Genomic DNA, 10,735 nt, shown 5'->3' with positions numbered 1-10,735 from the left:
GCAGCCGCGCGAGCCGCTGCCGGCCAAAAACCGGCTCAAGGTCGGGATCGTGCTTCTGGCGGCGGGCCGGTCGAGCCGCATGGGCGGACCGAACAAGCTGATGGCGCTGTTCGATGGTCAACCGCTGGTGCGCCGCACCACTGAACGCGCGCTCGCCTCGAAGGCTTCAGGCACGATTGTCGTCACCGGCCATCAGCGCGAGCGGGTACGCGCGGCATTGTCGGGCCTCGACGTCATCTTCGCCGACAACCCCGACTTTGCCGATGGCCTGTCGACCTCGCTGAAGGCCGGAATTGCCTATCTGCCGCAAGACGTCGCCGGTGCCATGATCGTTCTGGGAGACATGCCGGGTGTCGCATCCGACGACCTTGACAGGCTCGTCGATGCCTTCCGCCGGGCCGGCGGCAACTCAGTGGTCCGCGCCTCGCATGAAGGCAAACGCGGCAATCCGGTGCTCCTGCCGCGTTCGCTGTTCGCGGCCCTCGCCCGTCTCGAAGGCGACACCGGCGCACGCCATCTGGTCGAGGCCGAGGGGCTCGATGTCATCGATGTCGAGATCGGCGAGGGCGCATCCGTCGATGTCGACACCCGAGAGGCGCTGGAAAGCGCAGGCGGCGTGCTGCAGGATTGACAAACCCGACCTGTATTCCGCATGCCTTCTGTATGGCATTCCCCATCTTGCTTCGCCGCCGCTTATCTCGCGCTTTCCTGGCCTTTCTGGCTGCAATCATATTTCCGATCGCTGCCTGCGCTGATGCTCTCACGCTAAAACCGTTCAAGGACGATGTCTTCACCTATCCGGCGACGCTCTCATCCGACAGCAACGGCGCCTACACGGTCCTCGACTACCGTGAGATGCGCGACATCAACCAGCGCGACGAGGTGCCGGAAAAGCGCGTGCATGCCCAGTACACCGACACCGGCGTGCGCAAGGTGCAGCAGGATTTGATGCTGAAGACGGACGCCGGCGATGTCAGGCATGTCGCCGTCGGCAAGACTCAAGGGGCCGCGATCATCGTGCTCTATCTGCACGGGCAGGGCGGCAGCCGCAAGCAAGGCGTCGACGACTTCACCTTCGGCGGCAATTTCAACCGCCTCAAGAACCTGATGGCCGGCAATGGCGGGCTCTATATCTCTCCGGATTTTCCTGATTTCGGCGATAAGGGCGCAGCACTGGTCGCTGCCCTGATCGACCACTATGCCGAACAGTCCCCGGGCGCGAAAATCTTCGTCGCCTGCGGCTCGATGGGTGGCGCGCTGTGCTGGAAGCTTGCCGCACGCAAGGATACTGGCGGCCGCGTGAATGGACTGCTGCTGCTCGGATCGCTGTGGGACGAGAGCTTTCTCGCAAGTCCCGCCTTCAAGCGTCGCGTGCCAGTGTTCTTCGGCCAGGGCAGCCATGACGTGGTCTTTCCCGTGGCCAGCCAGGAAGCGTTCTTCCGCTCCATCCTCGCGAAATCAAAAACCTATCCGACCCGCTTCGTCCGCTTCGAAACCGGTACCCACGGCACGCCGATCCGCATGGTCGACTGGCGCGGCACGCTCAATTGGATGCTGTCGAAGGCGCCGTAAAGGCCAATGTGTGGACCGCTCTAAGGCGCGGTGTTGTAGTCGACAATGGTCTGCGGATTCTCCTCGCCGTCATAGGATGCGTCGACGTCATACTGGACCAGCGAAAAATCGCCGTTGCGGAACAGATACGTCCCGGCGTCCGAAGCATCGCCGACGCCGCGCCATTTGTTGAACGTGGTGATCGTGTGAGCGTCCTGGTCATAGTCGGAATTGACCGCCCATCCTGTGGTCTGGAAGCCGATTACCGTTACACTCAACAGCTTGCCTTCGCTGTCATTATTCTCGTAGCGTATATCGGTCTGAGGTTCGGCGAACTGCAATTGCCTGACACCGTCCACCTCGTCGGTCATGTAATAGACCGAGCTTTCATTGTAGGCGGCGGCCGAGCAGGAGAAGTGGAACAGGCGGGTTTCCTTGTCCGGGTCGCCCGGCTGAGCATTCTTGTCCTTGTATTTGATCGAAAAGACCTCCGGCTCATTGGCCAAAAGATCCTTGTCGCACTGGTCGCCATAGGTCGCGAGGAAGGCCTTCTTCGCCTGTTCCAGCGCGGTATCCTTCTTCGGCGGCGGCGGACCGTCGCCGCAGCTTGGCGGCAACGCCTCGTCGAGATCGGCGGTGGAGGGCTTCAGCGCGCCCTTGTCGATGAAGATCGGCTGGAAGGGTGGCGCCTGGATCTGGGCATTGACCTGGCGCAGCGTGTAGCAGCCGGCGAAAACCTTCGCTTCGCCCTTCTTGTCGGTTGCCTGGATGGCGACCGGGACGTTGTAATAGATGCTGCCCGCCGCGCCCTCGTCCGAAATCGGACCGGTCCTGACCTCCACCCTGTCGGTGCCGTCATAGCCCTTGACGAATGTATCGAAATCCTTTGCCGGCTTTGTATCGCCGTAGTAGCTCCAGGCGCGCGCGAATTCATGCCGGTTGATGGCGCTGTAGAGAGAGCGGACGACCGCATCCGCGCTCGACCGATCATCGACGTAAGGCGCTTCGGGTGTATCGCTGGCGGCCAATGCCGTCTGGCCTGTCGTGGCAAGGGAGAGAAGGGCAGTCGCTGCGAGAAGGGCGCGTCTCATCGGGAATCTCCGCTCGATAACGAAGATTCTACCATGGCGATTGCGGCGACGTGGTGACGCCGTGCGGCTTCAGCTTGAAGAATCGCGCTTGAGGGCGCTACGTCTTTCCGCCGGCGTTCCTGCCGGACAGGAGATCTGACGTGACGATATCGATGTATGAGGCATCCGTGCCCGTGTTTTCAGCCAGGCTGAAGGCACTTTCCAGTGTGCTGGCGGCAGCCGAACAGAATGCGCTTGATCGCAAGATCGACCCGCAGGTGTTTTTGACGGCGCGGCTTGCGCCCGACATGTTCGCGCTGACCCGGCAGGTGCAGATCGCAACCGACCATGCCAAGGGCGCGCCGTCACGGCTGGCCGGCCGCGAAGTGCCGAAATACGAGGACAATGAAGCAAGCTTTGCCGAACTCGAAGCGCGGATCGCCAAGACGGTCGCCTATTTGGCGACTTTTTCGGCAGCCGATATCGACGGGTCGGATGACAGGATGATCGAGTTGAAGCTGGCGGGCCGGGAAACGACATTGCGCGGCATGCAGTATCTGCTGCATGTGGCCATGCCCAACTTCTATTTCCACCTCACCACCGCCTACGACATCCTTCGCCACAATGGCGTGCCGCTTGGCAAGGCGACGTTCCTGGGATCGCGTTGAGGAATTGAGATGTCCTGGATCGATCCGGGACATCTCGCACCTGCTTAGCGGATGGACATTTCGCGGGCGATGCGCGGGAAATCGGCGGGCTTGACGCCGATGTCGGCACGCTCGGCATTGCTCATTGAATGAAGCAACGCGAGCGCCGCGCGATACCTCTGATGTTCCTGCGGGCGCGGCCGGGCGAACATTTCCGTGAAGAAACCCATGTTTCAGGCTCCTGATTGGTCCTCCACGCCAGACAGTATAGGTGAATCGTGAAGATTGTGCAGTGCAGCATTTGCATGCCTGCCATGCCCGGATGATTTTTTAGAATTTTTTTGCGGCTCCGATGGGACTTCTGCGCCGCGCCAGTCGTAGGCTTCGAAGCTGGCACATGGCCAGTTTTTCCTCGCCGGCGAATTCCGGACTGCATGAAGGTGCAGTCCGGTTTTGGTTTGGGGAGCATTGATCCTCGATAGCAATCCTCGCAACGGCTAAATTCGTTAAGACCGGTGGCATGTATTTTTAACGAGCCGGTTCTATGCTCGGTAATCCAGACAGTCAGGCAAGGGGGAGGCTGACATCGCTACCGGCGCCAAGCGAGATTTTGCATCACTGCTCGACGCCCTCTTCGTTGCCTCCGACAAAGGCGACGGCAGCGAGGGCGAGGAGACCGGCGCGCGCCCATCCATCCCGTTCGACTATCTCTCGGTCGCCGATGAACTCCATTCCGGCCGCATCAAGGTATCCGCCGCGGAATATCGCGAGGCTGGTGTCGATCTGGCCGGCGAATTTGCTGCCTTGCTTGAACAGGCCAGGCTCGCCCTGGCTGGCGAAGAGCCGAAGCCGGAAGAAAAATTACCGCTAATCGATCCTGAATCGATTGCGGTCGAACTGGGATTGGATGAGCCCAAGAGCGCTGCCGATTTCGGTCGCATGCGCCGCAGCTTTGCTTTCGCCAATCATCCCGACCGCGTTGCCCCGCATTTGCGCCAGCGCGCCATGATCCGCATGCAGATCGCCAATATGCTGATCGACGAGGCCAAGCGCCGGGCCGTGGCCGCCGTACGCCGCTAACCGCCCCTGCTCACGCAAAAGTCGGCCCGGCGAGGCTTGGAGAGCGCCTCCGCTTTCCTATAAGATGCGATTTCCTCTCCGCGCAGCCGCGCATACCTTCCCTCCGGAGCAGAATTCCATGCACAAACGCCGTCTCGGTCGGACCGATCTTCTTGTTACCCAGATTTGCCTTGGTTCGATGACCTGGGGCCAGCAGAACACCGAGGCCGAGGGCCATGCCCAGATGGACCTGGCCTTCTCGCGTGGCGTCAATTTCATCGACACCGCCGAACTCTGTCCGATCCCGCCCAAGGCGGAGACGCAAGGGCGGACCGAGAAGATCATCGGCAGCTGGATGAAGGCCAAGGGCAATCGTGACAAGGTGATCCTTGCCTCAAAGGTCGTCGGCCGCACGGCCAATGCCTGGTTTCGCGGTGACCGGCCCTCTCAATTGGTACGGGCCGATATCTTTGATGCCATCGACAAGTCGCTGGCCAAGCTCGGCACGGACTATCTCGACCTCTATCAAATCCATTGGCCGGAACGAGAGATCCCCTGGGGTGCCAACCCGACGCGCATCGGGGCGGTGGCGCGGCGTGCCGATTCTGTCGGCGCACCAGTCGGCGAAACGCCGATCGCCGAGACGCTCGCGGTGTTCGAGGAACTGGTGAAGGCAGGAAAAATCCGCCATTTCGGCCTTTCGAACGAGAGTTCGTGGGGCGTGATGCGCTTCCTCGCAGAGGCCGGCCAAGAGATCGGTCCGCGCGTCGCCTCGATCCAGAACGCCTACAACCTCGTCAACCGCACCTTCGAGGTAAACCTCGCCGAGATTTGCGAGCGCGAAGGGGTGTCGCTGCTTGCCTATTCGCCGCTTGCACAGGGGTATCTGACCGGCAAATACGATCACGGCGCCCGCCCGCAGGGCTCGCGCTCGCAACTGTTCAATCGCGGTCAGCGTTATGAGACGCCCAATGCCGCCGAAGCGCAACTCGAATACAATGAACTGGCGCGCTCTTTCGGCCTGGAGCCGGCGCTGTTTGCCAATGCCTATGTTTCGAGCCGGCCCTTCGTGACCTCCAACATCATCGGCGCGACAACCATTTCCCAACTGGAAATGGCGCTGTCCTCGGTGGATGTCGTCTGGACCGAAGAAATGCAGAAGGCGGTGGATGCCGTTCACCAGAGGGTGGGCAATCCCTGTCCGTAATCGATTCCGGGCGCGGAATTGTCGAGTAACAGCAACGGGGGAAGACAATGGTGGACTTTTCGATCGAGGCCGTGCGTGGGAAATTTCCCGCTCTCTTGCTGACCGACAAGGGCCGTCGCCGCATTTATCTCGACAATCCTGCCGGCACGCAGGTGCCGCAGGCTGTGGCCGACGCGGTCTCGCGCTGCCTGCTCACGACCAACGCCAATCTCGGCGGCCATTTTGAAACGACGATCGCGGCGCAGCAGGTCGTCGACGAGGCGCATCAGGCGATGGCCGATTTCCTCGGTGCGGCGAGCCCGCAGGAAATCATCATCGGCGCCAACATGACGACGCTGACCTATCACATGTCACGCACGCTCGGCCGCACGATGAAGCCCGGCGACGAAATCATCCTCACCCGCATGGACCATGAGGGCAATGTGTCGCCCTGGCTGCAACTGGCCGAGGACCTTGGCCTCGTCGTGCACTGGCTGCCGTTCGACGAAAAGACCTGGCAGATCGAGGAGGCGATGCTGGCAAGCCTGTTGTCCGGGAAGACTCGGCTGGTGGCGTTGAACTATGCCAGCAATCTCACAGGCTCGATCAACAGGGTCAAGTCCTTGACCCAACTTGCAAAACAGGCCGGCGCGCTGGTTTATGTCGACGCCGTGCAATTCGCACCGCATGGCCTGATCGACGTGCAGGAGCTCGGCTGCGATTTTTTGATCTGCTCGGCCTACAAATTCTTCGGTCCGCATATGGGCATATTGTGGGGCCGGCGCGACGTCATCGACGGTCTGAAAGCCTATAAATGCCGCTGTTCCTCGAACGGACTGCCAGAGCGTTTCGAACTCGGCACGCCGCAGATCGAACTGATGGCCGGGCTCACGGCCGCGGTCGACTATTTTGCCGGACTCGGCACGTCGGCCGGCGAGGACGGGTCGAGAAGGCGCAGGATTGCCAAGGCGTTCGAAGTCTCCATCGCCTATGAAAACCCGCTGGCACAAAGGCTGATCGATGGGCTGTCCGATATTTCCGGGCTGACCGTCCACGGCATCACCGATCCGAAACGGCTCGGCGATCGCGTGCCGACTGTCTCCTTCACCGTGGACGGCATAGTGCCCGAAACGATCGTGAGGCAGATGAACGCCGAAAACATCTTCCTGTGGTCGGGCCACAACTATGCCTTGGAGATCGTCCACCAGCTCGGCATTCCTGCCGAGCAGGGCGTCGTGCGCATCGGCATCGCGCACTACAATACGGCGTCCGAAATCGACGAGACGCTTGAGAGCGTTCACCGGGTGATCGCCATGCTCAGACAGCAACGCCCCTGACGCGAGCTTGCATTGTCACCGCGCCTTGCCGCCAAAACCGGTGAGGAAGGCGGTGAGATTGTCGCCGAGCGCGTCGCAGAGATAGCCGCCCTCCTGGACGATGACCGTCGGCAGGCCAAGCCCGGCGATCGCCTCGCCGATGCGCGAAAAGCCCGGCGTCGTCACCGAGAGCCCGCCGAACGGATCGCCTTCGAACGCGTCGAGGCCGAGCGCCACGACCAGCGCATCGGGGGAGAAGGCGCGGATACGCTGGAACGCCACGTCGAGCGCTTCCAGAAACGCCGCATCCGCGGATTTCCGCGGCAGCGGCAGGTTGAAATTGTAGCCAAGTCCCGGACCTTCACCGCGCTCGTCGGCGTGGCCCCAGAAGAACGGGTAGAACCGCACCGGATCGGCATGCAGCGACACCGTCAGCATATCAGGTCGCGCATAAAAAATGCCTTGCGTCCCGTTGCCGTGATGCAGGTCGACATCAAGGATCGCCACGCGGGCCGCCTGTTTGCGCAGTATTTGTGCCGCAACGGCTGAGTTGTTGATGAAGCAGAAGCCGCCGGCGACATCGGCAAAGGCGTGGTGGCCGGGCGGGCGGCACAATGCATAGGCGCCGGAAGCGCCTGCCATCACCGTTTCCGCCGCCTCGACCGCGCTCCAGGCGCTCCACAGTGCACTTTGCCATGTCTCGCCTGAGATTGGGCAAGCGGTGTCGGCCATGTGATATCCGGCCTGGCCGACGGCGGAGGCCGGATAGGAGCCGTTGCGGGCGATCGGGTGGATGTTGGGGATGACCTCGGCCGATGCCCCAGCGATGCGCTGCCAGCGTTCGAAAATATGTTCGAGGAAGTCGAGATATTCGGGTGTGTGCACCGCCGAGACCGGGCCGAGGCCGTGATCGCGCGGCCGCTCGATCGTGCAGCCGGCGGACTTTGCGCCGGCTAACAATCTTTCGACGCGTTCCGGTTTTTCCGGGTTGGGCTGCGCCGCGCCGCTGGAAAGAAAGGCCTTGGGGTCGTGCCGCTTCTGCTCCTGCGCATAGAAGGCTTTCATTCCTGCTCCCCATTTTCCGGCGCGTCGGCGAAGGCGAAAAAGGCCTCGCCGATGATTTTCTGCGTCTGCTCGTAACTCGACCAGGCAATGCCCAGCCTCTCGTAAAAGGCCTTGGCGCCCTCATTGTCGGTATCGACGGACAACCTGAGATAGACCCCGCCATGGTTGCGGCACTCGGCCGCCACGCGCCGCAGCAGGCGCTCGCCGATCTTGCGGCCACGGAACCGGTCCTCGACATAGAGGTCCTGCACATAGACGCCAGGCCGGCCCATCCATGTCGAGAAGATCGGGAAATGCAGGCAAAGTCCGGCGAATTCGCCATCGACTTCGGCGATCAGGGTCGAGAAGGCGGGCCTTTCGCCGAAGCCCCAGATTCTGAGATCGTCCGCCGTCGCGATGATTTCCTCGGGTGCACCGATATGGCTGCCAAGTTTCAGGATCGCCGCGTGGATGGTTTCGACATCATCGATGGTGCCGGGGCGGAGGAGGATCGCACTCATCACAGGCGCTGTCATCTCGTCAAAACGCCACCCGGTCACCGCCCTTGAGCGCCAGCATGTCGCGCGCTTCCGTAGGTGTGGCAATCTCCAGAGAAAGCCCGTCAAGAATGCCACGGATGCGGCGCACCTGGTCGGCGTTGGATTTCGCCAGCTGGCGGCCATCGTAGAGGCTGTCTTCCAGCCCGACACGCACATTGCCGCCCATCGCCGCTGCGATCGAGATCAGCGGCATCTGGTTCCGGCCGGCGGCGAGCACCGAGAACTGGTAGCTGTCGCCGAACAATTTGTCGGCAATGCGCTTCATATGGACGAGATTGTCAGGGTCGGCGCCGATGCCACCCAGGATGCCCAGCACGAACTGGATGAACAGCGGTCCCGACACCAGCCCCCGGTCGCGGAAATGCGCCAGCGAATAGAGGTGGCCGACATCGTAGCACTCGAACTCGAAGCGGGTGCCACAGCCTTTGCCCAGCCGCTCGAGCACGCCTTCCATGTCGGCGAAGGTGTTCTTGAAGATGGTGTCGCGCGTGGCTTCGAGCAGCTTCGGTTCCCATTCGTGCTGCCATTCCCTTGGCTTTTCGAGCATCGGGAACAGCGCGAAATTCATCGAACCCATATTGAGCGAGCACATTTCAGGTTCAGCCCGCAGCGGTGCCGCGAGCCGCTGGTCGAGCGTCATCAGCGAGGAGCCGCCGGTGGTGATGTTGATCACCGCATCGGTCGCCTGCTTGATGCGCGGCAGGAACTGCATGAACACATCGGGATCGGCGGTCGGCCGGCCGTCTTTTGGGTCGCGGGCATGCAGATGCAGGATCGAGGCGCCGGCCTCGGCCGCCGCGATGGCGTCCGCGGCAATCTGGTCCGGCGTCACCGGCAGATGGGGCGACATCGACGGCGTGTGCACCGAACCGGTGACGGCGCAGGTGATGATGACTTTACGCGGTGCCATTTGCTCTATCCCCGGCCTTCGACCGGCAGGTCTAGCTCGGAGGCCAGAACTTCAAGCGAGTCGCCGATGATGGAGATGATCTCGCCGACCTGCTCGCTGGTGACGATCATCGGCGGCGCCACCATGAAATTGTCGCCGTCGACGCCGCCCTTGACCCTGCGGCCATAGATGATCAGCCCGCGCTCATAGGCGAGGTCGAGCAGCCGCTGCGTCGCCTTCTTGCCTTGGTCGATTGGCCTCAGCGTATCGGGATCGGCGACCATTTCGGCACCGGTGAGCAAGCCTTTGCCGCGCACGTCAGCGATGAACGGGAAGCGCTTCGCCAGCCCCTTCAGCCCGTCCATCAGCACGTCACCCATGGCGGCAGCGTTGGCGATCAGGTCGAGCCGGTCCATTTCGCCCAGCACCGCAAGCCCGGCGGCGCAGGCCAGCGGATTGCCGGCATAGGTGTGGCCATGCTGGAAACCGCCTGACGCGAGCAGCGGCTCGACCAGTCGCATCGGCGCCGCCAGCGCGCCGAGTGGCGCATAGCCCGAACCCAGCCCCTTCGACAGCGCGACGATATCAGGCCTGCAGTTCCAGTGGTCGCCGCCGAGGAATTTCCCGGTGCGGCCGGCACCGCTCATCACCTCGTCATGGATCAGCAGGATTCCGTAGCGGTCGCAGATCTCGCGGATGCGGGCGTAATAGCTGTCCGGCGCCACCAGGGCCGCGGTCGCGGCGCCGCCGATCGGCTCCATGATGAAGGCGACGACGCTTTCAGGACCTTCGGCGAGGATCTTTTCCTCCAGCATGTCGGCATAGCGGACGCCACGCTGCTCCATCGAGAGATTGTCGCGGTCGCGCCAGGCGGTCGGTGCCGGCACGGTCGGCATCACTCGCATCATCGGTGTGAAAGTCTCGGCCAGCGCATCGTCGCCGGTAATCGAAAGCGAACCAAGCGTGCCGCCATGATAGGAAGGAAAGCGGGTGATCACTTTCCAGCGGCTGGCCTGGCCGGTGGCGACAGCCCATTGCCGTGCCAGTTTGATGCAGGATTCCGTCGCCTCGGAGCCGCCGGAGACGAAGAAGATGCGGTCCATTCCTTCCGGCAATTTTCCAGCCAGTTCTCGCGCCAGTTCTTCCGCCGGCTCGTTTTCGAAATGCAGCCGGTAGGCGAAGGTGGCGCGATCCATCTGCCGCTTCATCGCATCGAGCACATTGCGGTTGGAATGGCCGATATTGGCGACCATCGGGCCGCTCGATCCGTCGATGAAACGGCGGCCATCCTGCGTCCACATGTAGATGCCTTCGGCGCGGTCGATCAGCGGCCGGCGCAGGCTGGAGAGGTAGAACAGATGCGATTGGCGCCGGGCATCGGTGTCTTGAACGGCGGGCTGGACTTTCGACATG

The 10,735-nt window shown here is 62.2% G+C and carries 12 protein-coding genes; 6 read left to right on the top strand and 6 right to left on the bottom strand.

What is annotated here, in order from left to right; all coding sequences use genetic code 11:
* On the top strand, positions 1 to 631 hold a 631-nt coding region (locus O7A61_RS15585; protein WP_337130545.1), incomplete at its 5' end, for a nucleotidyltransferase family protein.
* A gap of 32 nt (positions 632 to 663) precedes the next feature.
* Positions 664 to 1,572 (top strand): alpha/beta hydrolase, encoded by a 909-nt coding sequence (locus tag O7A61_RS15580; RefSeq protein ID WP_337130544.1) that lies wholly within the window; start codon positions 664 to 666, stop codon positions 1,570 to 1,572.
* 20 nt (positions 1,573 to 1,592) lie between these two features.
* Here the strand turns inward: O7A61_RS15580 and O7A61_RS15575 are convergent, their stop codons facing one another.
* Complete coding sequence (locus O7A61_RS15575; protein WP_337130543.1) at positions 1,593 to 2,642, bottom strand: DUF1176 domain-containing protein; 1,050 nt, start codon at positions 2,640 to 2,642, stop codon at positions 1,593 to 1,595.
* A gap of 140 nt (positions 2,643 to 2,782) precedes the next feature.
* On the opposite strand from O7A61_RS15575, the gene O7A61_RS15570 reads away from it, so the two are divergent.
* Positions 2,783 to 3,289, top strand: a complete 507-nt coding sequence (locus tag O7A61_RS15570; protein ID WP_140506332.1) for a DUF1993 domain-containing protein — start codon at positions 2,783 to 2,785, stop codon at positions 3,287 to 3,289.
* A gap of 44 nt (positions 3,290 to 3,333) precedes the next feature.
* Here O7A61_RS15570 and O7A61_RS15565 read toward each other — a convergent pair whose 3' ends face one another.
* Positions 3,334 to 3,498, bottom strand: coding sequence for a hypothetical protein (locus O7A61_RS15565; protein ID WP_084636818.1), 165 nt, complete (start codon positions 3,496 to 3,498; stop codon positions 3,334 to 3,336).
* Between the two features lie 388 nt (positions 3,499 to 3,886).
* On the opposite strand from O7A61_RS15565, the gene O7A61_RS15560 reads away from it, so the two are divergent.
* The 3 genes from O7A61_RS15560 (at position 3,887) to O7A61_RS15550 (ending at position 6,850) form a co-directional block, all read left to right on the top strand.
* Positions 3,887 to 4,348 carry a hypothetical protein gene (locus O7A61_RS15560; protein WP_337130547.1) on the top strand — a complete coding sequence of 154 codons (462 nt, stop codon included), beginning with the start codon at positions 3,887 to 3,889 and terminating at the stop codon, positions 4,346 to 4,348.
* Between the two features lie 118 nt (positions 4,349 to 4,466).
* Positions 4,467 to 5,534 (top strand): aldo/keto reductase, encoded by a 1,068-nt coding sequence (locus tag O7A61_RS15555; RefSeq protein WP_337130542.1) that lies wholly within the window; start codon positions 4,467 to 4,469, stop codon positions 5,532 to 5,534.
* A gap of 47 nt (positions 5,535 to 5,581) precedes the next feature.
* Positions 5,582 to 6,850, top strand: a complete 1,269-nt coding sequence (locus O7A61_RS15550) for a cysteine desulfurase-like protein (RefSeq protein ID WP_337130541.1) — start codon at positions 5,582 to 5,584, stop codon at positions 6,848 to 6,850.
* A gap of 15 nt (positions 6,851 to 6,865) precedes the next feature.
* On the opposite strand, the gene O7A61_RS15545 is transcribed toward O7A61_RS15550, so the two are convergent.
* The 4 genes from O7A61_RS15545 to O7A61_RS15530 are packed head-to-tail and all read right to left on the bottom strand — an operon-like array spanning position 6,866 to position 10,734.
* Positions 6,866 to 7,894, bottom strand: a complete 1,029-nt coding sequence (locus tag O7A61_RS15545; RefSeq protein WP_337130540.1) for a histone deacetylase family protein — start codon at positions 7,892 to 7,894, stop codon at positions 6,866 to 6,868.
* On the bottom strand, positions 7,891 to 8,394 hold the full coding sequence (locus O7A61_RS15540; protein ID WP_337130539.1) for a GNAT family N-acetyltransferase: 504 nt from the start codon (positions 8,392 to 8,394) through the stop codon (positions 7,891 to 7,893). The genes O7A61_RS15545 and O7A61_RS15540 overlap by 4 nt, the downstream gene beginning before the upstream one ends.
* A gap of 19 nt (positions 8,395 to 8,413) precedes the next feature.
* Entirely contained in the window at positions 8,414 to 9,343 is a 930-nt protein-coding gene (locus O7A61_RS15535) for a 3-keto-5-aminohexanoate cleavage protein (protein ID WP_337130538.1), read from the bottom strand.
* A gap of 5 nt (positions 9,344 to 9,348) precedes the next feature.
* A complete protein-coding gene (locus tag O7A61_RS15530; protein WP_337130537.1) occupies positions 9,349 to 10,734 on the bottom strand; it encodes an aminotransferase family protein in 1,386 nt (461 codons plus the stop codon).
* Position 10,735 lies beyond the last annotated feature (1 nt).

The organism is Mesorhizobium sp. Cs1321R2N1 (assembly GCF_037179725.1).
GTDB lineage: Bacteria > Pseudomonadota > Alphaproteobacteria > Rhizobiales > Rhizobiaceae > Mesorhizobium > Mesorhizobium salmacidum.
Note: the sequence above shows the minus strand (reverse complement) of the source record. Positions and strands in the feature narration are given on the sequence as shown.

Bases quoted from the DNA above. Each gene is read 5' to 3' on its own strand.
- O7A61_RS15555 (WP_337130542.1), top strand. From the start codon at position 4,467: ATGCACAAACGCCGTCTCGGTCGGACCGATCTTCTTGTTACCCAGATT.
- O7A61_RS15575 (WP_337130543.1), bottom strand. From the start codon at position 2,642: ATGAGACGCGCCCTTCTCGCAGCGACTGCCCTTCTCTCCCTTGCCACG.
- O7A61_RS15540 (WP_337130539.1), bottom strand. From the start codon at position 8,394: ATGAGTGCGATCCTCCTCCGCCCCGGCACCATCGATGATGTCGAAACC.
- O7A61_RS15530 (WP_337130537.1), bottom strand. From the start codon at position 10,734: ATGTCGAAAGTCCAGCCCGCCGTTCAAGACACCGATGCCCGGCGCCAA.
- O7A61_RS15565 (WP_084636818.1), bottom strand. From the start codon at position 3,498: ATGGGTTTCTTCACGGAAATGTTCGCCCGGCCGCGCCCGCAGGAACAT.
- O7A61_RS15580 (WP_337130544.1), top strand. From the start codon at position 664: ATGGCATTCCCCATCTTGCTTCGCCGCCGCTTATCTCGCGCTTTCCTG.
- O7A61_RS15535 (WP_337130538.1), bottom strand. From the start codon at position 9,343: ATGGCACCGCGTAAAGTCATCATCACCTGCGCCGTCACCGGTTCGGTG.
- O7A61_RS15550 (WP_337130541.1), top strand. From the start codon at position 5,582: ATGGTGGACTTTTCGATCGAGGCCGTGCGTGGGAAATTTCCCGCTCTC.
- O7A61_RS15545 (WP_337130540.1), bottom strand. From the start codon at position 7,894: ATGAAAGCCTTCTATGCGCAGGAGCAGAAGCGGCACGACCCCAAGGCC.